This window comes from Castellaniella sp. UC4447_H14, from assembly GCF_052978285.1.
Genome location: NZ_CM129666.1, coordinates 1,543,050 through 1,566,659, shown reverse-complemented (window position 1 = coordinate 1,566,659; position 23,610 = coordinate 1,543,050). Strand labels below are relative to the sequence as shown.

The 23,610-nt window shown below is 65.9% G+C and carries 21 protein-coding genes; 13 read left to right on the top strand and 8 right to left on the bottom strand.

The window, feature by feature from the left end; translation table 11 throughout:
• The first annotated feature begins 136 nt into the window (after positions 1-136).
• The 4 genes from ACVCMJ_RS07605 to ACVCMJ_RS07590 all read left to right on the top strand — a co-directional run bounded on the left by ACVCMJ_RS07605 (position 137) and on the right by ACVCMJ_RS07590 (position 3,787).
• Positions 137-946, top strand: a complete 810-nt coding sequence (locus ACVCMJ_RS07605) for a transporter substrate-binding domain-containing protein (RefSeq protein WP_447080833.1) — start codon at positions 137-139, stop codon at positions 944-946.
• A 48-nt stretch (positions 947-994) separates the two neighbouring features.
• On the top strand, positions 995-1,759 hold the full coding sequence (locus tag ACVCMJ_RS07600; RefSeq protein ID WP_447080832.1) for a sugar phosphate isomerase/epimerase family protein: 765 nt from the start codon (positions 995-997) through the stop codon (positions 1,757-1,759).
• 25 nt (positions 1,760-1,784) lie between these two features.
• On the top strand, positions 1,785-2,729 hold the full coding sequence (locus ACVCMJ_RS07595; protein ID WP_447082694.1) for a sugar kinase: 945 nt from the start codon (positions 1,785-1,787) through the stop codon (positions 2,727-2,729).
• A gap of 89 nt (positions 2,730-2,818) precedes the next feature.
• Positions 2,819-3,787, top strand: coding sequence for a 2-hydroxyacid dehydrogenase (locus ACVCMJ_RS07590; RefSeq protein ID WP_447080831.1), 969 nt, complete (start codon positions 2,819-2,821; stop codon positions 3,785-3,787).
• A gap of 9 nt (positions 3,788-3,796) precedes the next feature.
• Here ACVCMJ_RS07590 and eda read toward each other — a convergent pair whose 3' ends face one another.
• A complete protein-coding gene (gene eda / locus ACVCMJ_RS07585; protein ID WP_447080830.1) occupies positions 3,797-4,444 on the bottom strand; it encodes a bifunctional 4-hydroxy-2-oxoglutarate aldolase/2-dehydro-3-deoxy-phosphogluconate aldolase in 648 nt (215 codons plus the stop codon).
• A gap of 142 nt (positions 4,445-4,586) precedes the next feature.
• Here eda and ACVCMJ_RS07580 point away from each other — a divergent pair, with 142 nt between their 5' ends.
• Positions 4,587-5,357: an IspD/TarI family cytidylyltransferase gene (locus ACVCMJ_RS07580; RefSeq protein WP_447080829.1), complete on the top strand. Its 771-nt coding sequence runs from the start codon at positions 4,587-4,589 to the stop codon at positions 5,355-5,357.
• Entirely contained in the window at positions 5,354-5,845 is a 492-nt protein-coding gene (ispF, locus tag ACVCMJ_RS07575; protein ID WP_447080828.1) for a 2-C-methyl-D-erythritol 2,4-cyclodiphosphate synthase, read from the top strand. The genes ACVCMJ_RS07580 and ispF overlap by 4 nt, the downstream gene beginning before the upstream one ends.
• A gap of 12 nt (positions 5,846-5,857) precedes the next feature.
• Here ispF and ACVCMJ_RS07570 read toward each other — a convergent pair whose 3' ends face one another.
• The 3 genes from ACVCMJ_RS07570 to ompR are packed head-to-tail and all read right to left on the bottom strand — an operon-like array spanning position 5,858 to position 8,617.
• Positions 5,858-6,406, bottom strand: a complete 549-nt coding sequence (locus tag ACVCMJ_RS07570) for a peroxiredoxin (RefSeq protein WP_447080827.1) — start codon at positions 6,404-6,406, stop codon at positions 5,858-5,860.
• A gap of 46 nt (positions 6,407-6,452) precedes the next feature.
• Positions 6,453-7,841 carry an ATP-binding protein gene (locus ACVCMJ_RS07565; RefSeq protein ID WP_447080826.1) on the bottom strand — a complete coding sequence of 463 codons (1,389 nt, stop codon included), beginning with the start codon at positions 7,839-7,841 and terminating at the stop codon, positions 6,453-6,455.
• Positions 7,842-7,882: 41 nt separating this feature from the next.
• On the bottom strand, positions 7,883-8,617 hold the full coding sequence (gene ompR, locus ACVCMJ_RS07560; protein WP_447080825.1) for an osmolarity response regulator transcription factor OmpR: 735 nt from the start codon (positions 8,615-8,617) through the stop codon (positions 7,883-7,885).
• Positions 8,618-8,837: 220 nt separating this feature from the next.
• On the opposite strand from ompR, the gene tsaB reads away from it, so the two are divergent.
• Positions 8,838-10,076 carry a tRNA (adenosine(37)-N6)-threonylcarbamoyltransferase complex dimerization subunit type 1 TsaB gene (tsaB, locus tag ACVCMJ_RS07555; RefSeq protein WP_447080824.1) on the top strand — a complete coding sequence of 413 codons (1,239 nt, stop codon included), beginning with the start codon at positions 8,838-8,840 and terminating at the stop codon, positions 10,074-10,076.
• The gene (locus tag ACVCMJ_RS07550; RefSeq protein WP_447080823.1) at positions 10,073-10,918 is read left to right on the top strand and encodes a uracil-DNA glycosylase; all 846 of its coding nucleotides are present in this window, start codon (positions 10,073-10,075) and stop codon (positions 10,916-10,918) included. The genes tsaB and ACVCMJ_RS07550 overlap by 4 nt, the downstream gene beginning before the upstream one ends.
• A 43-nt stretch (positions 10,919-10,961) precedes the next feature.
• On the opposite strand, the gene lplT is transcribed toward ACVCMJ_RS07550, so the two are convergent.
• Entirely contained in the window at positions 10,962-12,266 is a 1,305-nt protein-coding gene (lplT, locus tag ACVCMJ_RS07545) for a lysophospholipid transporter LplT (protein ID WP_447080822.1), read from the bottom strand.
• Positions 12,267-12,440: 174 nt separating this feature from the next.
• Between lplT and smc the strand changes: the two genes are divergently transcribed.
• The 3 genes from smc to ligA are packed head-to-tail and all read left to right on the top strand — an operon-like array spanning position 12,441 to position 19,092.
• On the top strand, positions 12,441-15,974 hold the full coding sequence (gene smc, locus ACVCMJ_RS07540) for a chromosome segregation protein SMC (protein ID WP_447080821.1): 3,534 nt from the start codon (positions 12,441-12,443) through the stop codon (positions 15,972-15,974).
• A gap of 23 nt (positions 15,975-15,997) precedes the next feature.
• Complete coding sequence (locus ACVCMJ_RS07535) at positions 15,998-16,999, top strand: cell division protein ZipA C-terminal FtsZ-binding domain-containing protein (RefSeq protein ID WP_447080820.1); 1,002 nt, start codon at positions 15,998-16,000, stop codon at positions 16,997-16,999.
• On the top strand, positions 16,999-19,092 hold the full coding sequence (gene ligA, locus ACVCMJ_RS07530; RefSeq protein WP_447080819.1) for an NAD-dependent DNA ligase LigA: 2,094 nt from the start codon (positions 16,999-17,001) through the stop codon (positions 19,090-19,092). Before ACVCMJ_RS07535 ends, ligA begins: the two co-directional genes overlap by 1 nt.
• 79 nt (positions 19,093-19,171) lie before the next feature.
• On the opposite strand, the gene ACVCMJ_RS07525 is transcribed toward ligA, so the two are convergent.
• The 3 genes from ACVCMJ_RS07525 to msrB all read right to left on the bottom strand — a co-directional run bounded on the left by ACVCMJ_RS07525 (position 19,172) and on the right by msrB (position 21,068).
• Complete coding sequence (locus ACVCMJ_RS07525) at positions 19,172-20,014, bottom strand: peptidylprolyl isomerase (protein WP_447080818.1); 843 nt, start codon at positions 20,012-20,014, stop codon at positions 19,172-19,174.
• 95 nt (positions 20,015-20,109) lie between these two features.
• Positions 20,110-20,676: a septation protein A gene (locus ACVCMJ_RS07520; RefSeq protein WP_447080817.1), complete on the bottom strand. Its 567-nt coding sequence runs from the start codon at positions 20,674-20,676 to the stop codon at positions 20,110-20,112.
• Positions 20,673-21,068 (bottom strand): peptide-methionine (R)-S-oxide reductase MsrB, encoded by a 396-nt coding sequence (gene msrB / locus ACVCMJ_RS07515; RefSeq protein WP_447080816.1) that lies wholly within the window; start codon positions 21,066-21,068, stop codon positions 20,673-20,675. Before msrB ends, ACVCMJ_RS07520 begins: the two co-directional genes overlap by 4 nt.
• A gap of 294 nt (positions 21,069-21,362) precedes the next feature.
• On the opposite strand from msrB, the gene ACVCMJ_RS07510 reads away from it, so the two are divergent.
• Both ACVCMJ_RS07510 and ACVCMJ_RS07505 read left to right on the top strand, forming a co-directional pair.
• Positions 21,363-22,532, top strand: coding sequence for an ABC transporter substrate-binding protein (locus ACVCMJ_RS07510; RefSeq protein WP_447080815.1), 1,170 nt, complete (start codon positions 21,363-21,365; stop codon positions 22,530-22,532).
• Between the two features lie 37 nt (positions 22,533-22,569).
• Positions 22,570-23,607 (top strand): branched-chain amino acid ABC transporter permease, encoded by a 1,038-nt coding sequence (locus ACVCMJ_RS07505; RefSeq protein ID WP_447080814.1) that lies wholly within the window; start codon positions 22,570-22,572, stop codon positions 23,605-23,607.
• Positions 23,608-23,610: the final 3 nt, after the last annotated feature.

Here is a 23,610-nt window from a genome sequence, read left to right as displayed (position 1 = left end):
TATAGGAGAGGTGGCCCACACCCGCATGCGGAGAGGCCTATCCCGTGGAGACATCGTACCTTTGCAGTACACTCGTGAACCGGTTTCAGAACGGTTGACGGGGGCGCCATGCCCACCCATATCAAGGAGACAACGCATGTTTACTCATCGTACCCTTCGCCGCATCGTCGGTGCCGCCGTATTGGCCGCCACAGCATCGCTGGGACTGGGGTTGGTCCCCGCCGCGCAGGCCGCGACCATCGATCAGATCAAGCAAAAGGGCGAGCTCACTGTCGGAATGCTGGTGGACTTCCCCCCCTATGGCATCATGAACGCCGAAAACAAGCCCGATGGCTATGACGCCGACGTTTCCCGGGCGCTGGCCAAGGACCTGGGCGTCAAGCTCAACATCGTGCCCGTGACCGGGCCGAACCGGATTCCCTACCTGTTGACGGGCAAGGTCGACCTGTTGGTGGCCTCGCTCGCCATTACGCCGGAGCGCGCCAAGCAGGTACAGTTCTCGCACCCCTATTCGGCGGCCCAGATCGTGGTTTTCGGCGGCAAGAAGCTGAAGATTTCAGGCCCCGAAGGCCTTTCCGGCCTGCGGATCGGTGTGGCTCGGGCCAGCACCCAGGATATCGCGGTCACCAAGATTGCACCGAAGGATGCGAAGATCCAGCGCTTCGACGACGACGCCTCGGCCATGCAGGCGCTGCTTTCGGGTCAGGTGGACGCCATCGGCTGCTCCACCACCGTGGCGGCGGGGATCGCCAAGCGTGCACCGGATCGCTTCAACCAGAAATTTGTGCTGCTGCAGCAGGAAATGGCCGTTGCGATGCGTCAGGGCGAGCCCGATACGCTGAAGGCTATCAACGAACTGATTGACCGGAATATCCAGAACGGCGCATTCAGCACGCTCTACGAAAAATGGCTGGGTACGCCGCTGCCGGCGCTCAAGAAATCCTGACGCGGCGGCTTTTCCGTTTCCGCCCAGCAGAACTTTTCCGGGTTGACGATGACTGAATCCTGCGTTGCGATGATCTCACTGACGGCTTTTGGCGCATCCGAAGTCCGGCGCCATGGCCAGGCCTGGTTCGCGCGCCTGTCCCACGACGCCGGAGCCGACGGCGTGGAAGTTCGCGGCGAGCTGCTGCGAGGCGAGCCGGGCGAGCTGGACGACCTGGCGCGGATTGTGGCCGACACGGGCATGCGCTGCGTGTATTCCAGCCCTCGCGGCCTGTGGGACGACGCGGGCCGCTTCGCGCAGGAGGCGGTGGTTGAAGATCTGGCGCGCGCGCGGACGTTGGGAGCGGCCGTCCTGAAGATGTCCATCGGCCGCTTTACGCCGGGGGACGCGTCGGGCCTGCCGATGCTGAAGTCCCTGCTGGCGGGAAGCGAGGTGGCGCTGCTCGTGGAGAACGATCAGCAGGCGTGTTCGGGCAGCCAGCCGGCGTTGGAGGCATTTTTCCGCGAATCCGATGCCCACGCCGTGCCGCTGGGCATGACGTTCGATGTGGGAAACTGGCACTGGGTGGGTGAATCCCCGCTGGAAATGGCGCGCATCTTCGCCAGCCGCGTGCGGTACATCCACTGCAAAGGCGTGTTTCGCCGGCCCGACAAATGGGTGGCGGTGCCGCTGGAGCAGTCGGCAGCGCCCTGGCGTGCGATTTTGCGGGCTTTGCCGGCGAATGCCATGCGGGCCATCGAATACCCGCTCGTGGGCGAGGACCTTTGCGCGGTGACGCGCCACGCTCTGGACGGTCTGCGCCATGCCAAATGAGGGCGCCATGCCAAATGACGGTGCCATGGCGGCGAAACTCGATGCGGTGACCTTTGGCGAGGCCATGATGATGCTGGTCGCTGACCGGCCGGGGCCGCTGGAATCCGTCGATCTGTTTCACAAGTGCACAGCGGGCGCAGAGACCAACGTGGCGATTGGCCTCGCGCGCCTCGGCCTGCGCGTGGGCTGGGCAAGCCGGCTGGGCCAGGATACGGTGGGACGCTACCTGCTGAAGAGCATCGGTGGCGAGGGCGTGGACTGTTCCCGGGTGATCTGCGCGGCCGGCGAACTCACCGGCATGCTCTTCAAGGGCAAGGTCACCGATGGCAGCGATCCGTTTGTCGAATATCACCGCCAAGGCTCCGCGGCAAGCCGCATGGCTGTGGCCGACGTGGACGAGGCGTGGCTGATGTCGGCCCGGCATCTGCACGCCACGGGTGTGTTCGCGGCGGTATCCGCCTCTACTCATGCGCTCGTGAAGCACACTATGGGCCTGATGCGGGCGGCCGGACGGACGGTGTCCTTTGATCCGAATCTGCGGCCGTCATTGTGGGCCTCGCCGGAGGCGATGCGGACCTGCATCAACGGTCTGGCGGCGTCGGCAGACTGGGTATTGCCCGGCCTGGAGGAGGCCCGGTTGCTGACAGGCCTCGAATCGCCAGCGGATATTGCGCGCTTCTACAGGGACCTCGGTGCGAAGGTCGTGGTCGTGAAGCTGGGCGACGCGGGCGCCTATTTCGATGACGGTCGCCAGCAGGGGATTGTACCCGCCGTCCCGGTAGCCCACGTGGTGGACACCGTGGGGGCGGGCGACGGCTTCGCGGTGGGTGTGGTCAGCGCCCTGCTCGAGGGTCGCACGCTGGAACAGGCCGTGGCCCGGGGAGCCTGGATCGGCGCCCGCGCCGTCCAGGTCCGCGGCGATACCGAAGGCCTGCCGACGCGCGACGTTCTGGACGCCGCCGGGCTCTGACGGCCCGTCGCGCGCCTGCGCCACCCGTGCATGCGGGCCTGGGCCGGCTTATCATGGCCCCACCTATCAAGTCATTGGAGTCCTGGGCCATGAGCCGTCAGTCCGTCTTGTTGTATCGCAAGGTGCCGCCCGAGCAGTTGCAACGACTGCGCCAGGAACATGAGGTCATCGAGGCCTACAGCCCCGGCGAGGCCGACCGCGAGACCTTTCTGGCCGCCTTGCCCCGGGTCGCGGGCCTCATCGGGTCGGGGTTGAAGATCGACGAATCCGTGCTGGACCGCGCCCCGAATCTGCGCGTCATATCCAGCATCTCGGTTGGTGTGGATCACTATCCGTTGGCCGCTTTGCACTGTCGCTCCATCGTGCTCTGCCATACCCCGGATGTGCTGACCGATTCCGTGGCCGACCTGCTGTTCGGCATGGTGATTGCCACCAGCCGCCGCATGTTCGAGATGGCGCGTCTCGTGCGCGAGGGCCGCTGGCGCCACAGCCTGCAAGCCGAGGATTATGGCTGGGACGTCCATGGCAAGACGCTGGGCATCATCGGCTACGGCCGTATCGGGAGGGCCGTGGCGCAGCGTGCGGCTCTGGGGTTCGGCATGCCGGTGCTCTATCATTCCCGGCGCCCGGTGGACAGCGGCCTGCCGCCGGGCAAGGCGCGGGCCGTTGCGCTGGACGAATTGCTGGCCGAGTCCGATTTCGTCGTCGTGATGGTGCCACTCACGGAGCAGACGCGCGGCATGATAGGCGCCCAGGCACTGGGGCGGATGAAACAGGGGGCCATCCTCGTCAATGCGGCGCGCGGCCCTATCGTTGACGAATCGGCGCTGTTGGCCGCGCTCGACAGCGGGCATTTGCGCGGGGCGGGGCTCGATGTGTTTGCGGTCGAACCGCTGCCCCTGGATTCCCGGCTGCTCGATCATCCCCGGGTCCTGGCGCTTCCGCATATGGGGTCCGCCACCCATGAGACGCGCACGGCGATGGCCGACATGGCCGTGAGCAACCTGCTCAGCGTCTTGCGAGGCGACCCGCCGCTGGCGGCTTTCCCGACCGCGTGAGCCCATCGGTCAGGATTTGGGCGCCCCCGAACCGACCGCGCCGAGTTCTGCGGCTTGTCGGGCGAGACCCGTGATCGCGTCCCAATCATGGTCCCGTACGGCGGCAGGTGGCGTCAGCCACGAGCCGCCTACACAGCGGACATTGGGCAATGCCAGATAGGATGCCATGTTGCCGGCATGGACGCCGCCGGTGGGGCAGAACATCAAATCGGGCAGGGGACCGAGCCAGGACTTCAGCAGCGCCGCGCCGCCTGCCGCCTCGGCCGGAAACAGCTTGAGCGCGCCGAAACCGAGTTCGGCCGCGCGCATGGCCTCCGACGCAGTGGCCACGCCGGGCAGGAACGGTACCCCGGCCGTGCTGGCCGCCCGGGCCAGGTCTTCTGTCAGGCCGGGGCTCACGCCGAAACGGGCCCCGGCACGCAAGGCCGCATCAAGCTGAGCCGGCGTGCGCACGGTGCCTACGCCCACCACGGCCTCGGGCACCTCGTCGTGAATGACGCGGATGGCCTCCAGCGCCGTCGGGGAGCGCAGGGTAATTTCCAGCGCCCGGACGTGCCCGGAGACAAGCGCGCGCGCCAGGTCCGCCGCCGTGGCGATGTCGTCGATCACGATGACGGGGATGACGGGGCCGATCTCCAGCAGTTCCAGGGTGTTCATGGCGGGTGCTGCTCCAATAGGCCGTTGGTGGCCGGACGCGGGACATTATGGCATTGAACGACGCGCGCCGGGAGTCGCCCGGCGTGCGTTTTGGAGTGACTGCAGGAGGGGTGGACCGTGTACTGGTCTACAATCAGCGACCATGAATGCTCCAACCCTGGTGGCCATCGTGCCGGCGGCTGGTGTCGGCGCGCGCGCGGCCATGGCCGGCGGCCATCCCAAGCAATACCGGCTGCTTGCAGGCGAGCCCATGCTGCGGCTGGCCGTTCGTGCGCTGCTGGCCGATGCCCGCATCGCTCAGATCCGCGTGGCCGTTTCGGCGGCCGATGTCTGGGCGGAGGCGGCATTGCAGGGTCTGCCGCGCACCGTGGTACGGCACTGCGGTGGTCCCGCTCGAGCCGATACGGTTCGCGCCGCCCTGCGGGACGCCAATCTGCCCGGAACGGCCTGGGTGCTGGTGCATGATGCGGCGCGTCCGGGGCTGCCAGCCGCGGCCCTGGGGAGATTGATCGACACCTGCCTTCAGACGGGGCGCGGCGGCATCCTCGCTGTGCCGGTGGATGACACCGTCAAGCAAGGCCGCCCGGCGTCCGCCATCGCGGCGGCGGATCACGCCCGTGGCGCGACCCGGGTCTCCGCACCGGGCAATCTGTGCGAGATAGCGGCCACGCATTCACGCGAGTCCCTGTGGTTGGCGCAGACGCCGCAGATGTTTCCGGCGGCCGAGCTGCTGGCGGCGTTGGAGAGCAGCCAAGGCGACGCCGCGGTCACGGACGAGGCGTCGGCGGTGGAACGGACGGTGGGGTCTGGCCGGGCACCTTTGCTGGTGCGGGGAGCACGCGAAAATTTCAAGCTCACCTGGCCAGAAGACTTCGCCTGGTTTGAGCGCTATGCGGTGGGAGACCGGCCATGACGAACACGGCACCCTTTCGGGTGGGACAGGGCCAGGATCTGCACCGTCTGGCCGAAGGCCGGCCCCTGATCATCGGGGGCGTGACGATTCCCCATACGCATGGTCTGGTGGGCCACTCGGATGCGGACGTGCTGCTGCATGCCATCACGGACGCGGTACTGGGCGCTGCGGGCCTGGGAGACATCGGGCGCCATTTCCCGGACCGGGATCCCCGCTGGGCAGGCGCCGACAGCCGTATGTTCCTGCGGGAAGCGGCGCGCTTGGCGCACGATGCGGGATGGGCAGCGGTGAACGTGGATGCCACCGTGCACGCGCAGGCCCCCCGGCTGGCACCCTACGCGGATGCCATGGCAGCCTGCATTGCGGCCGATCTTGGAATCCAACCCGTCGACGTGAACGTCAAGGCCAAGACGGGCGAGGGGCTGGGCCCCGTGGGCCGGGGCGAAGGCATCGCCGCCGACGCCGTGGTGTTGCTGGCGCGCGGCTGAGCGGTGGCCCCGTCAGAGCGTGTCGCCGCCAATGGCCCGGTTGCAGGCGCACAGTCCGTCCGTCAGCAAACCGTCGAGGATCCGCAGGGTTTCGGCGGGGCTGCGTCCGACTTTCAGGCTGTTGACCGACACATGCTGGATGACGTTGTCGGGATCCACGATGAAGGTCGCGCGTAGTGCCACGCCGGCCGTGCGGTCGCGGATGCCCAATTGGTCGATGAGGGCCCCCGGCGTGTCGCTGAACTGGTAATGGTTCAGCCGGCTCAGTTCCGGGCTGTCGCGCCGCCAGGCGAGCTTGACGAATTCGTTGTCCGTGGACCCCCCCATGAGGACCGTGTCGCGCTCCTCGAAGTCTTCCGCGAGCGCATTGAACCCCACGATTTCGGTCGGGCAGACTCGCGTGAAGTCCTTGGGGTAGAAGTAGATGACCTTCCACTTTCCGGGGAAGGATGATTCCGTGATGTCTTCGAAAGCCGAGACGCCGTTTTCCTCGTGTTCATTGAATCCGGGTTTGACGCCGGTGACACGGAAGGCCTCGAGCTTGTCGCCTATGGTCTTCATCGGGACTCCTAAGGTGGCATCGGTCCGTGCGACCGACGACCCCATTCTACGCCATGGGTCTGTCGGCCGGCCGGGCCTTGATCTTGGGGATTTCGATGCGTGCCAGCAGCCCTTGGGAAGGTCTTGAAATGAGTTCGAACTTGCCGCCGACCTGGCCAAGCAGCCGTTCAACGATCGCCAGGCCCAGCCCCGCCCCGCTGACACCGGTGCGGGCGGTTTCGCCCCGCGCGAACGGGCGTAGCAGCCGCTGGATGTCGGCGTGCGGGATGCCTGCCCCCTGGTCCTGAACGTCGATGCGCAGCAGGTTGCCGATCTGGTAGGCATTCAGCGCGATGTGGACGCGGTCGTCGCTGGCGCTGCGGCCGTAGCGGCGCGCGTTCTCGATCAGATTGCTGACGATGCGCTTCAGATCATTGGCGCTGATGCGGGCCTGCAGGCCCGGTGCGATGTCGGTCTTGAGCTCCCCGCCCAGGGATTCAGTGTGGCTGCGCTCGCGTTCGAGCAAGTCTTGCAGCACGCGCGAGACATCGATACCGGCCTCGGGGACCTGCCCGGCCGGGCGCGCGTATTCCATGAGTTGCCCGATGCTGTGGTTGATCTGTGCAAGGTCCTCGTCGATCGCCTGGCGGGCCTCGTCCGTCATGTGGCTCATCTCGATTTCCAGCCGCATGCGCGCCAGCGGCGTGCGCAGGTCGTGCGAAATGCCAGCCAGCATGAGTTCGCGGTCCGCTTCATTCTGGCGCAGATCGCGCGCCATCCGGTTGAAAGCGGTGTTCAGGTCGCGGATTTCGGTCGGTCCCTTTTCAGGCAAAGGGGTGGGCATCTCGCCCCGGGTGAGCTGCTGGGTGACCCTGGCGAGTTTGGCCAGCGGCTGGTTGATGAAGCGGACGCTGATGGCGGCGCCCAGCAGGGCCAGCAGCAGCGAGGCGCTGATCCAGCCCAGCCATTCGCGGCCGGTAGTCAGGCGCAACTGATCGCGGTCGAATACCAGCCAGTAGTGGTCCTGGTCGATGTGGAAGCTGATCCAGATGCCGGGCGCCTGATTCACGGACCACATCATCACGGTCTGCCCGCCCAAGCGGTTCTGTATCTCTTTCGACACCCGGTCCCAGTAGGCGGTATGTGGCATTGGCTCGAGGACATCGCCGGGTTCGCGCGGCTGTACCCGCAGGCTTTCCTTGGTCGCGAGGTCCAGCAGCAGCGCGGGCCGCACCTGGGGTGGCGCATACACAAGCGCCGAGCGCGTGATGCTGACGGTGGAAGCGACACGTTGCGCCATCTGGGCGGCGCGCGGACTTTCCTCGATGTTGAAGACCACCTGCAGCCAGGCGCCCAGACTGACCAGCATCAGCGATGCAATCAACAGAAAGGAACGGCTGAACAGCCCCAGCCGGGGCCGGAAACTTCGGCCCGATCGTTTCGTGGACGTCGTCATGAAAACGGCCCGCGGGTCCGGACCCGCGGGCGACAGAGGGGTTACTGACCGCCGTCAGGGACGAACACGTAGCCCAGGCCCCAGACCGTCTGGATGAAGACGGGCTTGGACGGGTTGGGCTCGATGAGTTTGCGCAGGCGCGAAATCTGGACGTCCAGGCTGCGGTCGAAGGCCTCGTATTCGCGGCCGCGGGCGAGTTCCATGAGCTTGTCGCGCGAGAGCGGAACTTTCGGATGGCGGGCGAAGACCTTCAGGACGGAGAACTCGCCGGTGGTGATTGGCACGGATTCCGTGTTGCGGGTCAGCGTGCGGGTGGACAGGTTCAGGACGTAAGGACCAAACTCGATGGACTCGTTTTCCTGGCTGGGAGCGCCCGGGTGTTCGTCGGCCCCCCGGCGCCGCAGGATGGCGTTGACCCGGGCCAGCAATTCGCGCGGGTTGAAGGGCTTGGTCAGGTAGTCGTCCGCGCCCATTTCCAGCCCGACGATGCGGTCGATTTCCTCGGCCTTCGCCGTGAGCATGATGATGGGGGTGTTGTCATGGTTGCCGCGCAGGCGGCGGCAAATGGACAGACCGTCCTCGCCGGGAAGCATCAGGTCAAGCACCAGCAGATCGAAATGTTCGCGCTGCCAGAGTTTGGCCATTTCCTTCGCATCTTCGGCAACGTAGACGTTGAAACCTTGTTCGGACAGATAGCGGCGGAGCAGATCGCGCAGCCTGGGGTCGTCATCGACGATCAGGATTTTGCGTGTCAGGGTCTGATTTTGAGTGTTCATGCGAAAAATGTAACAGGGACAAGGAGGGGGCACCAGTGCTTATCACAACAAATTACATAAAAAACATTGGAGGGGCGCGGCGCGGAATGGTTCCGTGCAAACGCCCGCAATGCTCTGCCCGCAGCGCGGAATCTTCAATCCGCCCGGATGGCGGCGGCCGGCGTGCTGTGGACTTTTTCGCGGAGGCGGGGAGTCCCGGCCTCCATTAAAATGATCGGCCATGGACGATTTTCACATTCTTGCGTTTGAATCATCAAGCACTTTGTGCGGGGCGGCGCTGTTGTCGCGCGTCGCTGGCCGCATGCGGCTGAGCGCCGAGCAGCACGACGGGCGCAGCGAGCATACCGAGCACATCCTGCCCATGGCCCAGGCGCTGCTCTCCGCGGCGGGCCTGCACCCGCGCGACCTGTCCGCCGTGGCTTTCGGCCAGGGCCCGGGGGGGTTCACCGGCCTGAGGGTATCCTGCGGCGTGGCGCAAGGCATGGCGGTGGCTCTGGGCTTGCCGGTGATCCCAATCGATTCCCTGTGCGCGATCGCGGTGCAGGGGGCTGGTCAGGATGCCGCGGGCGTCCAGGTGGTCCTCCAGGATGCCCGCATGAACGAGATCTATGCGGCGGCCTACCAAGCGGCGGGTTCGGAGTGGTCCACCCTGCAGGCACCGGCGCTGCTCGCACGTGCCGATGTGGCGGCCTGGGTGACGGCCGAGTCGGCCCATTGGGACATGCAGGCTGGCGGCGGCTGGCAGGTCCATGGCGATGCGACGGGCGTATTCGAAGGCCTGGCCGACGAACTGACAGGCTTGGGCGCGAGCCAGGTGTCCTCCGCCGGGCCGGCCACGGCGCAGGCTTCGACCATCGCGCGTCTGGCGGCTCGGGCATGGGAGACGGGCCGCGCAACGGACGCGCAATACGCAACGCCCGCTTACGTCCGTGACAAGGTCGCTTATACCACCCAGGAACGTCTGACGGGCTTGGGCGGGAATCCGGCCGTGGAAACCCAGGCGCTGACCGTCCATGTCATGGCGCCTGCCGACGTGGACGAGGTCGCTGCCATCGAGCGCCAGGTTCAGTCATTTCCCTGGACGCGCCAGAATTTCCTGGACAGCCTGGCGGCGGGCCAGCATGGGTGGGTGGTCCGGCGGATGGGAGGCATGCAGGGCTTTGCGCTGGTGCTGGATGCGCCCGACATGGCGCACCTGCTGGTGATCGGCGTGCGCCCGGATGCCCAGCGCCATGGGGTGGGAACGTTGCTGCTGAAGTACTGTACCGACCACTGCGAGCGAGCGGGGCTGGCCGCGCTCACACTCGAGGTTCGGCCGAGCAACGCAAAGGCCATCAATTTTTATCACCGCCACGGATTCAAGCAGGTGGGATTGCGGAGGGCTTATTACCCCGCAGGCCAGGGCAAGCGCGAAGACGCCTGGCTCATGACGCTGTCACTCGAGCAGGCGGCGCCATGAAACCCCGCGTACTGTTGTCGCCGCTCCAGCTCGCCTGGCTAGCCGAGCTGGGGGCGGACACCCACTGGCTGAACGCCCGAGAATCTTCCGGCCCGCCGCCGGTGGGCAATGGAGCGCCACCCGGGGTGTCGCCTGGGACGGGCGCCGCCCCGCAAACCGGCCCGGCGCTGCCGCGAGCCCTGCAGGCGCGTCCCCCGGTGTCGCGCTCGCCGGTGCCGGATCGCGCGCCGGCCGCCGCTTCGGGAGAGATGGCCACGTTGGCGGCCGCCGACCTCGATGCGCTGTCGCAAGCGGTCCAGGTCTGCACCCGTTGTCCATTGCACGCCCAGCGCAGCCGTGCGGTCCCGGGCGCCGGGGTACGGAGCCATCCCCTGTATTTCATCGTGGGCGAGCAGCCGGGCATCGAGGATGACGCCTCGGGGATGCCTTTTCAGGGCGACCCTGGGACTCTGTTGCAGGCCATGATGGCAGCGGCCCGCTTGCCGGAGGTGGACTCGGCGTACCTGACGAATGTCGTGAAGTGCCGGGCGGTCGGTGGCCAGGTGCCCGATGCCGGGGAAATCGCGGCCTGTCTGCCTTATCTGCATCAGGAAATCGCGCAGGTGCGGCCGCGCTGGATTCTGGCGCTGGGGAAGACGGCCGCGCAGGCGATTCTGGGGTCGACCCGCGAACTGGACGCCTTGCGGGGCGGCCCACACACCTGGAGCGGACCGGATGGCCACACCGTTCCAGTGTGGGTGACTCACCATCCCGCGTCGCTGCTGGTCCGCTCGGCAGACAAGCCAGAGGCGTGGCGGGACATGGTGGCCTTTGGGCAGGCCGTGCGAGCGGCGCAGGCATGATCCGGGGGGCTGCTGGCCGGAGCTGATCCGGCGCCGCGTGCGCTCAGTGCAGCGCCGTTCCGTGAGTGGTCTGGCCGATCAATTTGCCCAGATCCGGATTGGCCCGGTGGTTCAACTGGTTCCAGCGCATGAAGGCCAGCATCAGGCACGCCACCAGGATGCCAAAGAGCGCAATGATGCTGTTGATGGGAAGCCCCAGCCATAGCATCAGGCTGTAGGCGGCCAGCATCAGCAGGATATTGAGCTGCTCGTTGAAGTTTTGCACGGCGATGGAGTGTCCCGCCGACAGCAGGACGTGCCCGCGATGCTGCAGGAGGGCGTTCATGGGGACCACGAAGAAGCCCGACAGCGCGCCGATCAACAGCAGTAGCACGTAGACGGCCCATGGGTTGTACACCAGGGGCATGAGCAGCACCACGAGTCCCATGGCCACTCCGACCGGCAGCACGACCAGCGCCTTGCGCAGCGGCACGCGGCCCGCCATGACGGCCCCGATGACAGTCCCGAAGGCGGCCACACCCATCAGGATGGAGGCCTGGTCCAGGCGATAGCCCAGGTGTTGGGCGCCCCATTCGATGACGATGAATTGGAGGGTGGCCCCGGCACCCCAGAACAGTGTGGTGACCGCCAGCGAAATTTGCCCCAGCTTGTCCGTCCACAGGACGTGGACGTAGTGCCGGAAATTCCGGATCAGCGCGGCCGGGTGCGTTTGCTGGCGGGGGTAGAAGGCGTGCGTGTCGGGGATGAGCAGGTTGCAGATGGCGGCTGCGATGTAGACCACCCCGATCACCAGGATGGCGCTTTGCGCGCTGTTGTCGACCAAGGCATCCACCCAGTCGAAGGACATCAGCCAGACCGAGACGCGCGGGCTGATGAGCACGCCGCCCAGCACGGTGCCGACGATGACCGAGAGCACGGTCAGTCCTTCGATCCAGCTATTGCCCTTGACCAGCAGCTCCGGCGGCAGCATCTCGGTGACGATGCCGTATTTTGCGGGCGAGTACGCCGCTGCACCTACGCCCACCACGGTGTAGGCCATGAAGATCAGCATGAGCTGATGCAGATGCCCCAGGCCGAACGCGCCGTAGCTGAACATCATGAGGCAGCCCAATGTCTTCAGGGCGTTGGTGGCGAACATTACCCGCCCCTTGGGGAAGGAATCCGCGAATGCGCCCACGAAGGCTGCGAGCACCACATAGGCCAGCGCGAACCACCACTTCATCATGGGGGCCATCCAATCCGGGCCGCTGAGATCGGCGATCAGCCCGATGGCCGCGATGAGCAAGGCATTGTCCGCAACGGAGGACAGAGCCTGCGCAGCCATGACCATGAAGAAGCCCTTGTTCAAATCGCGAACCCCGTGGTGTTGGACGACCCGGCGGCATTGTGATGCGGCCGTAAAAAAGAGTTGCAGTATAGCGGGTTGCCACCCCCGACACCGCAAGGGAAATACCCGATTCGGGAATCGGGGCGCCAGTCTGGTGCGTTATCATACGCTGGTCATACGAGACACTAACTTACCGTGCGCCTCACGCAAATCAAACTTGCCGGATTCAAGTCTTTCGTGGATCCGACCGTGATTCCCACGCCCAGTGAATTGGTCGGCGTGGTGGGGCCCAACGGCTGCGGAAAGTCGAACATCATCGACGCCGTGCGGTGGGTCCTAGGGGAGACCCGGGCCTCGGAACTGCGGGGCGCCTCCATGCAGGACGTGATCTTCAACGGATCCGGCCAGCGCAAGGCGGCGGCACGCGCTTCGGTGGAACTGGTTTTCGACAACAATCTGGGCCGCGCGGCGGGTCAGTGGGCCACTTTTGCCGAGATCGCGGTACGACGCGTATTGACGCGCGATGGCGCGAGCAGCTACAGCATCAATAACCAGCCGGTGCGGCGCCGCGACGTGCACGACATCTTCTTGGGCACGGGGCTGGGCACGCGCGGTTACGCCATCATTGGACAGGGCATGATCAATCGCCTGATCGAAGCCCGCCCGGAAGAACTGCGCGTGTATCTCGAAGAAGCCGCCGGTGTCTCCCGTTATAAAGAGCGTCGCCGCGAAACCGGGAATCGCCTGGACGACACCCGCGAGAATCTGGTCCGCCTCGACGACATTCTCCGCGAGCTCACCACCCAATTGGAAAAGCTCGAGTCCCAGGCCGGCGTGGCAGCGAGCTACCGCGCCCTGCAGGCTGAGGGCGAACTCAAGCAGAATGCGCTGTGGCTGTTGCGCGAAGAGGCTGCGCGCACGAGCCGCCAGGCGCTCGCCGTGGAGACAGAGCAGGCCCAGGCCTCCCTGGAGGGAGCCATTGCACGGCTGCGCGCGCTCGAATCCGACCTGGAAACGCGCCGCGGCCGCCATGCCGATGCCAGCGAACAGGTGCATCAGGCGCAGGCACGTCTCTATGACGCCGGCGCGCAGGTCAGCCGCCTGGAGGCGGAAATCCATCATGTCGTGGATGCGCGCCAGCGGCTGCAGGGACGCCGCCTTCAACTCCAGGCGCAACTGCAGGAGTGGGGCGACCAGCAGACGCACAGCCGGGCCTCTATCGAAGACGTCCAGGCGCAGATCGAGGAAGCCCGGGCGCGCGCGGAGCAGTTGTCGGAAGAGCTGCAGGTGGCGCAGCAAGGTCTGCCAGCCCTGGATGCCCGCCTGCGCGAGCTGAATGCGCAGCGCGAGGCGTGCCGGCGCACGCTGGCGCGCACCGAGCAGGACCTGGCCCTGCTGGCGCAGTCGCAACGCGATGCCGACGGTCAGTGGCGCCATCTGGACGAGCGGCGCGAACGCCTGGAGGCGGACCGTCGGAATCTTGGGGAGCCGGACCCGGCCGAGCTCGATCGCGGGGAAAGCGAGTGGGCGATGGCATCGGCCCGGCTGGAAGAAGCCCAGGCGCGGCTGCTGGAACTGGAAGACCGGCAACCCGACCTGGAGGCACGCCGCGGGCAGGCGCTGCGGGCCAGCCAGGAAGCCCGGGCGGAACTGGAACGGCTGGATGCCCGCCGCCAGGCGCTTCTCGCCTTGCAGGAAAAGATCCAATCCCAGGACGCACTGATGCCGTGGCTGCAGCGTCAGGGCCTGGGTGAACTCAGCCGCCTGTGGCAGCAGATCGAGGTGGATCCGGGATGGGAAACGGCGCTGGAGGCGGTGTTGCTGGAGCGCATGAATGCACTGGAATTGCGCACCCTGGATCATGCCCGGGCGTTTACCGGTGATGCCCCCCCGGCCCGGCTGGCGTTTTTCCAGTCGCCGGCGCAGGTGGCGGAACTGCCTGCGGGGCTGACGGGCGCGCGCCGCCTGCTGGAGTGGGTGCACGCCCGGGATGCGGCTCTTCAGACCATTTTGCAGGTCTGGCTGCGGGACGTCTATGTGGCCGGCGATCTGACCGAGGCGCTGTCGCGGCGCGCCGAGCTTTCCGATGGAGCCGCCTGGGTGGTGGCGGCCGGACACGTGGTGACGCGCCATGCGGTCCGGTTCTACGCAGCCGAGTCCGAGCAGACCGGACTGCTGGCACGCCGACAGCAGATCGACAATCTGGCTCGCGAACTGAAGGCGGCGCAGCTCATCGTCGATGAGGCGGTGGATGCGCACGCGCGTGCGGACGCCGAGGTGCGGTCGCTGACCGCAGAGCTGCAGCCGGCGCGCCAGCGCATCGGCGAGCTCATGCGGACTCAGCATGAGGCGGAGCTCCTGCACCATCGCTTGGCGCAACAACAGGCACAGTCGGACGAGCAGGCGCGTCGCATCGTCCGCGAACTGGATGAACTGGGTGTCCAGCAGACCGCGCAAGCCTTGCGTCGCGATGAGGCCGAGGCGCGCTTCGAGGCACTGGACGAGACGCTGGCGGCCCAGCAGCAGCAGGTAGCGGATCTGGATCTTCAGATCGAGGACGTCGCCGGCCGTGCGGAGCAGGCGCGTCAGCAGGGGCGCGATCGGGAGCGGGCCGCGCAGGAAGCGGAGTATGCCGTGCGTACCTTGCACAGCCGCCAGGAGGAGCTGCAGCGGACGCTGCAGTTGGCCGGTGAGCAGGCGCGTCGTTCGGGAACGGAACTCGAATCCTTGCAGGGCGAGCTGTTCGAGCTCGACGAAACGGCAGCCCAGGCCGGGTTGCAGGACGCATTGGCGGCTCGGGTGGCCTGCGAAGACGCCTTGCGGGCGGCCCGAACTACGCAGGACGAGCTGGCCGCTGCCTTGCGGCAGGCTGATGAAGGCCGCCTGATGCTTGAGCGTGAGCTGGACCCCTTGCGGGCGCGCATCACGGAACTGCAGTTGAAGGAGCAGGCTGCGAGGCTGGCGGTGGAGCAGTTTGCCGAACAGCTCGACGGTCGGCGGGTCGACCGCGCCGCCTTGCGACGCGAACTCTCCGATCAGCCGGCGTCCTGGCGGAATCTCGATTGGCTGCAGTCCGAAGTGCAGCGAGTCTCGCGGCGCATCGAGGCGCTGGGGGCCGTCAACCTGGCCGCGCTCGATGAGCTGACCGCGGCGCGCGAGCGCAAAGGCTTTCTGGATGCCCAACGGGCCGACCTGCTGTCGGCGATCGACACACTGGAAAATGCGATCCGCAAGATCGACCGGGAAACCCGGGAGTTGCTGTCCCAGACGTTCGAGACGGTCAATCGGCATTTCGGCGAACTCTTTCCACGCCTGTTCGGTGGCGGAGAGGCCCGGCTGACCATGACCGGCGACGAGATCCTGGACGCAGGCGTCCAGGTCATGGCGCAGCCGCCAGGCAAGCGCAATACGACCATCCAGTTGCTGTCGGGGGGCGAAAAGGCCCTGACAGCGACGGCGCTGGTGTTTGCGCTCTTCAAGCTCAATCCCGCGCCATTCTGCCTGCTGGACGAGGTGGACGCGCCGCTGGATGATGCGAATACGGAACGTTACGCAAATTTGGTAAAGAGTATGAGCGATCAGACGCAGTTCCTGTTCATTTCCCACAATAAAATTGCGATGCAGATCGCCCGCCAGCTTGTTGGCGTGACGATGCAGGAGCAGGGTGTGTCGCGCATCGTGGCCGTCGATATGGATGCTGCCCTGCAATTGGCAACAGCAGACGCTTGAACGGCATAGGCAGGGGATTTCTTATGAGCGATTTGCAGATTTTGCTGATTTCGATCGGGGTGGTGCTGATTGCCATCGTCCTGCTCTATAACGGCTGGCAGGATTGGCGGGTGCGGCGCAGCATGCGCAGCAGCTTGCCCGAGACTGGCCACGATGTGCTGATGCAGGATAGCGGCGGCTCCAGGCGCGAGCCGGGGCTGTGGGCGGGCGACCGCACACCGGCCGCCGCCGTGGACGACAGCCCCGAAGTCGACCCGACCTGCGAAGCGGTCATCGATATTTCCCTGGCGCGCCCCGTCTCCGGAGAATCCTTGGCGGATGCCTTGCGGACTATCGCTCGGGTCGGAAAAAAGCCGGTGAGGGTGTTCGCGGAATCCGAAGCCGGGGGGCACCGCACCGAGGTGCAGGCCGGCGAATCCTACGTGTCGCTGCAGCTTGCGGTGGTGCTGGCCAATCGCAGCGGACCGCTCTCCGCGATCGAATGGTCGAACCTGTGGACCTTGGCCCAGAATCTGGCAGAACGTTTCGAAGGCTTGATCGAGGCTCCCGACCAGGATGAAGTGCTCAAGCGGGCGGCGGAACTGGATACGCGCTGCGCCGCGATGGACGCTCAGGTCGGCCTGCTGCTGCAGCTTGCCTCGCCCCGACCAGTATCCGTGATACTGGAGGCGGCCCGGGAGGTGGGCTTCGTGCAGGCTCGCGGCCAGTGGGCCTGGATGGCCGAAAACGGCATGCCCCGATTTGTGCTGCAGGCCGCAGGCCCGGACGGCACCCCGCTGCATCGGGTGGATCTGGTGCTGGATGTGCCCAATAGCCTGCCCGATGACCAGGCTTTCAGCCGCATGGTGGCGGTGGCGCGCGATCTGGCGACGCGCCTGGATGCCCATGTGCTGGACGATCAGGGCCGCACCTTCCAGGACAGTTCCGCAGCCGGGATCGATCGTCAGATCAGTGGGCTGTATGACCAGCTCGACCAGGCCGGCTTCCTGGCCGGCACCGAACGCGCTTCCCGGGTCTTCTCGTAATGCCGGACGATCCGGAACGAGGGCGGCTGGCGGCATTGCGAGCCGAGATCGACGCGCATAACCGCCATTATTACGTCGAGAACGATCCGCTGGTTTCCGACGCACAATACGATCGCCTGATGGCGGAACTCCAGGCGCTGGAGTCCGCACATCCCGACTGGGTGACTCCCGATTCACCCACCCAGCGGGTGGGCGCCGCTCCGCTGGCCCGCTTCCGGCCGGTGCGCCATGCCGTGCGCATGCTGTCCCTGGGCAATGCTTTCGAGGCTCAGGACGTCCACAGCTTCGACGAGCGCCTCCGCGGCCTTCTCATCCGCGCCGGGCTGCTGGCGGAAGCCAGCGGCCACGCTGAAGTGCAGGGCGCTCTGTTTGACGAGGCATCGAGAGCCGTCGAGTACGTCGCGGAATACAAGTTCGACGGTCTGGCCGTCAACCTGCGCTACGAAGGAGGCCTGCTCGTCCAGGCGGCGACCCGTGGAGACGGCGTCAACGGCGAGGACATTACCGCCAATATCCGTACGCTGCGTTCGGTCCCGTTGCGGCTGGTGGGGGATGCGCCCGCCGTGCTGGAGGCGCGGGGCGAGGTGCTGATGGCTCACGCGGATTTCGAGCGTCTGAACGCGGCACAGGCGGCACGCGGCGAGAAGCTCTTTGTCAATCCCCGCAATGCGGCGGCCGGCAGCCTGCGCCAGCTCGATTCCCGTGTGACGGCCGTGCGCCCCCTGCGCTTCTACGCTTATGGCTGGGGCCAGATCGAGGATGCGTCCGGACGTGATTTCGTGCCGCGCGAGACGCATGCCGACATGCTGGACTGGTTGGCGGGATTCGGCTTTGTGGCAAGCCCGGGCCGGGGCCTCTGTCACGGGGCGGACGAGTTGCTGCGGTTCTATGAGACCGTGGGTGCCCGGCGCGCTGAACTGCCCTTCGATATCGATGGGGTGGTCTACAAGGTCAATTCGCTCCGGGCGCAGGAGGTCCTGGGGTTCGTCGCCCGGGCTCCGCGGTTTGCCATTGCCCACAAGTTCCCGGCTCAGGAAGAGACCACCCGTCTGCTGGATATCGGCGTCCACGTCGGACGGACCGGTGCGATCACGCCCGTAGCGCGCCTCCAGCCGGTCTTCGTCGGCGGCGTGACGGTCACCAACGCCACGTTGCACAACGAGGACGAGATTCGCCGCAAAGACGTGCGCGTCGGCGATATGGTCGTGGTGCGGCGCGCTGGTGACGTGATTCCCGAAGTTGTGGGGCCGGTGCTGGCGCTGCGTCCGGCCGATGCCGTACCCTTCGATCTGATGGCCGCCTGTCCAGTCTGTCCCGAATGCGGCTCGGCGGTGGAGCGTCCAGAAGGCGAGGCCGTGACCCGCTGCACGGGGGGGCTGTTCTGCCCGGCGCAGCGCAAGCAGACGCTCTGGCATGCGGCGAGCCGCAAGGCCCTGGATATCGACGGCCTGGGCGACAAGCTCATTGACCAGCTCGTGGAGCGAGGCCGTGTCCATACGCTGGCGGATCTGTATACCCTCACGGAACTGGAGCTCTCTACTTACGAACGCATGGGCCGCAAGTCGGCCCAGAATCTGGTGACGGCCATTGACCGGAGCCGGCATCCGCCCCTGTCGCGACTGCTCTACGCGCTGGGCATCCGCCATGTGGGGGAAACCACGGCGCGCGACATCGCCCGGCATTTTGGTTCGCTGGAGGCGATACTGGACGCCTCGGAAGATGACTTGCTGCAGGTTCCCGACGTGGGACCCATTGTGGCCGCGTCGATCTGCCGCTTCTTTGCCGAGCCGCATAATCGCGATGTACTGGTTGCGCTGAAGGAGGCGGGTGTCGAGCCGCTGCGGGAAGCCGCATCGGGGGGCCGCAAGCCGCTCGCGGGCAAGACGCTGGTGTTGACCGGCACGTTGCCCACGCTGTCGCGCGACGAGGCCTCGGCGCTCATCCTGGCCGCGGGCGGCAAGGTGAGCGGCTCCGTGTCGCGCAAGACCTCCTGGGTGGTGGCTGGCGAAGACGCCGGCAGCAAGTTGGCTCGCGCAGAGGAGTTGGGCGTGACCGTGATCGATGAAGCAGGCCTGAAGGCGCTGCTGACGTGACGCCGCCGAGGATCATCCGCCGATAAAAAACAGGGCCACCGTAAAGGTGGCCCTGTCGTGACGACGGTGTGCGGGAAGCCTACTTCGCCGGAGTGGACGCGGGAGCCGCCGGCGTTGCGGGCGTTGTCGGCTCGGCCGCGGTATTGTCCACGATCTTGGCGTCCTTCATCAGGCCCTTTTGATAGTCGGCGAGCGACTGCTGACGCATCATTTCCTCGAGCTGCGACTTGGATTCCTCGAATGTCGGGAACGCGACGGGGCGCTCGTCCTCCATCTGGATGACGTGCCAGCCGAATTGCGTCTGCACCGGCGTGGCGCTGAGCTCGCCCTTTTTCATGCCTTCGACGGCCTTGGCGAACTCGGGCACGTAGTTGGTTGCCGGCCCCCAGCCCAGTTCGCCGCCGTTCTTGCCGCTGCCCGTGTCGATGGAGTCTTTCTTCGCGGCTGCTTCGAAGGTGGTCTTCTTCGACTTGATGGCCTTGATGATGGCTTTGGCCTGAGCCTCGTCCTTCACCAGGATGTGGCGCAGCTTGTATTCCTTGCGGTCGGCCTGCTGGGCCTTCAGGGTGTCGTATTCCTTTTGCAGGTCGGCATCGCTGACCGGGTGGTCCTTCAGATATTTGGCCATGAGCGCGCGCACCAGAATGCTTTGCTCGGCAATCCGGGTTTCCTGCTTCACGGCGGGGTCATTTTGCAGGCCGGCCTTCTCGGCGGCCTGGACCGCCACGAGGCGGTTGATCATTTCCTGCTTGACCTGGGCACGCAACTGCGGCGAGTCCTGGGCCCCCTGGCTGATGAGCAGGGCCACAAACTGATCATACTGATCCTGGGTGATGCCTTGTCCGTTGACGGTCACGAGGTCCTTGGCGTAGACGGGCAGCGTCATGGCACAAGCGAGGGCCAAAGCAGCAATACGTTTCATGAAATTCCTTAGGTTGGAGTAGTGCCCGCCACCAGGGCCTGGGCATGAATCGGATGAGGCATCGGGTCTCGCCCGCCATCATACACAGTCGGCCCTTACGTAGGGCCATCCTGCGAGGATTCGCCTTCGGCCTGGATGTGGCGTGCCAGCCACAGCGACTGCACCACCACGAACAGGATGAGCAGGATCATCAGGCCGAAGACCTTGAAGTTCACCCATTGGGCCTCGGTGAAGCGTCCCGAGAATGCCACCCACAGGTTGAGTGCCCCGGAGGCCGCGAAAAACACCGCCCAGCTATCGTTGAGCCGGTTCCAGGCACGGTCCGGCATCACGATCTTTTCGCCCATCAGCTTGCGCATCAGGTTGCGTCCCGTGGTCAAGCGCGTCACCAGCAGGATGCCGCCGAAGAGCCAGTACAGGACCGTGGGTTTCCATTTGATGAAGGTATCGTCGTGAAACAGCAGGGTGGCGCCACCGAATACCACGATCACGGTGACGTTGATCCAGTGTGTCGCCTCGATCAGACGACCCGTGATCTTCAGCCACAGGATCTGGACGATGGCCGCCGCAATGGCCGCACCCGTCGCGACGTAGATGTCGGCGAACTTGAACGCCACGAAGAACAGGATCAGCGGGAACAGGTCGAACAGGAATTTTTTCATTCGGCCGGGATGAATTTCATCGAGAGGGAGTTCATGCAGTAGCGCAGACCCGTGGGCGGCGGCCCGTCAGGGAAGACGTGCCCCAGGTGCGCCTCGCAGGTGGCACACAGGACTTCGGTGCGGACCATGCCGTGGGTGGTGTCGGGCTGCTCGCGCACGCAGTCGGGGGTGACTGGCTGAAAGTAGCTGGGCCAGCCGCAGCCGGCGTCGAACTTCGTGTCCGAGACGAACAACGGCGTGCCGCAGCCCACGCACACGTAGGTGCCGCGTTGGGTGTTGTCCCAATAACGCCCGGTGAAGGGCCTCTCGGTATGCTTGAGCCGCGTGACTGCGTACTCTTCGGGAGAAAGCTGCGAACGCCACTGCGCGTCCGTGCGGGTGACCTTGTCCAAGTCTCGTCCATCGTTCGGTCGGATACCGTTCAATGATAATCGAGTTGCGCACGGCGCGGCACCGATAGGCGCGAGGCAGCCGCAGGAAGCGTATCAGGGTGTTGCGGGGGCGCCCCGCGCGACCGATCGACGCGGATCGGTGCCGCGGCGCCGGGTTTGGACGCCGATTGGGGATATGGCAGCAAATTGCGCGTGCGTGGGATAAGATACCGCCAAAACAGGATTGGATGCCGCGAATGTTGGGGTTCGTGGGCATGGATTGCACGTTCGCCCAAAAACACACGGAGACAAATCATGGAGTTGAGTCGCATCTTCCGCCCGACGTTGATGGCGGCAGCCGTACTGGCTGCGTTGCCGCTGGCCGTGTCGGCGCAGATCAAGGTCGGCGTCACGGTTTCGGCGACCGGCCCGGCCGCCTCGCTCGGCATTCCGGAACAGAAGACGGTGGCGCTGCTGCCCCAGAAAATCGGTGGGGAGTCCGTCCAGTACATCGTGCTGGACGATGCGACCGACACCACGCAGGCTGTGAAGAACATCCGCAAGCTGACGGCGGACGACCATGTGGACGTGGTGCTGGGCTCCACCGTGACGCCGGCTTCGCTGGCGATGACGGACGTGGCTGCGGAGACCGGCACGCCCATGGTCAGTCTCGCGGCGAGCGCCAAGATCGTGGAACCCGTCGATGGCCCGCGCAAATGGGCCTTCAAGACCCCGCAGAACGACGCGCTGATGGCGCACGCCCTGGCCGACGCGATGGTCAAGCAGCACATCAAGACGCTGGGCTTCATTGGCTTCAGCGATGCCTATGGCGATAGCTGGCTGCAGGAAATGAAAGGCGCCGCCGAAGCCAAGGGCATCAAGGTCGTTGCCGCCGAGCGGTTTGCCCGTCCCGACACCAGCGTGACCGGCCAGGTCCTCAAGCTGCTGGCCGCGCATCCGGACGGCATCCTGATCGCGGCCTCCGGAACCCCGGTGGCACTGCCCCAGCGCGAGCTGGTCGATCGCGGCTACAAAGGCCAGATCTACCAGACCCACGGCGCGGCGAACAACGACGTGCTGCGGGTCTGTGGCAAGGCATGCAACGGCATGATCCTGCCGGCCGGTCCGCTGTTGGTGGCCTCTCAACTCCCGGACAGCAACCCCGTCAAGAAAAGCGCGCTGGCCTATGTCCACGCCTATGAAGCCAAGTACGGGGCCGGCTCCGTGAATACCTTCGGCGGTCACATGTGGGACGCCGGACAACTGATCAATCGCGCCGTTCCGGTTGCGCTGAAGTCGGGTGCCAAGCCCGGCACGCCCGCTTTCCGCACGGCTTTGCGCGACGCCCTCGAAAATGTGAAGGAACTGTCGGCTTCTCAGGGTGTGTTCAACATGAGCCCGACCGATCACGCGGGACTGGACAAGCGCGGGCGCGTCATCGTGAAGGTGGTTGACGGCAAGTGGACCTATCAGCCGGACCTGTAATGGGGTCGTTTGACGGAAATGGCGGGATGGGCGCCTCGTGGACCTGACCATTGCGCTCATCCTGCTGCAGGACGGCATTCTGAATGGCGCCATTTATGCCCTGCTGGGACTGGCACTGGTGCTGGTCTTCCTCGTCACGCGGGTCATCTTCATCCCGCAGGGCGAGTTCGTCACCTTCGGGGCGCTGTCGCTCGCGTTCCTGGCCAACGGCAAGGTTCCCGGGACGGCGCATCTGCTGCTGCTCATGGGCGTGCTGGTCTGCCTGGTCGAGGCCTTCTCGGCCTGGCGGGCTCGCCGCTGGCGCGGCTACCCGCGCACACTGGTCTGGGCCCTCCTGCTGCCGCTGGTGCTGGAGGTCCTCGCGCCGCTGGCCGCCGGCCAGGGCGTTCCACTCGTGCTCCGGGTCGTGTTTGCGCTGGCGCTGGTGATTCCCATGGGCCCCATGATCTATCGGCTGGTCTACCAGCCGGTGGAGCAGGCCAGCGTGCTGGTGCTGCTCATCATTTCGGTTGCGGTGCATTTCGCGATGACGGGGCTGGGCCTGTTGTTCTTCGGCGCCGAGGGCTGGCGCACGCCTGCCCTGGTCGAAGGCAGCATCCAGCTCGGCCCTGTGGCCTGGACGGCGCAGACCTTCGCGGTGCTGGCGCTGACGCTGCTGCTGATCGGGGGGCTCTGGATCTTCTTTGGCCGCACGCTGTACGGCCGCGCGCTGCGCGCCACCGCTGTCAATCGCCGCGGCGCGCGCCTGGTGGGCATCAGCACGCGAGTTGCAGGCAGCCTGACCTTCACGCTGGCGGCGGCCATCGGGGCGCTCTCCGGCATGCTGATTGCGGCCATCACGACCATCTATTACGACACCGGGTTCATCATCGGGCTGAAGGGATTCGTCGCGGCCATCTTCGGGGGCCTTGTCAGCTACCCGGCGGCGGCCGCCGGGGCGCTGTTCGTGGGGCTGCTGGAGTCCTTCTCGTCGTTCTGGGCCAGTCCCTTCAAGGAAGCCATCGTGTTCACCCTGATCATCCCCGTGCTGCTGTGGCGGTCATTTGGCAGCGTCCATCTGGACGAGGATGACTGAGCC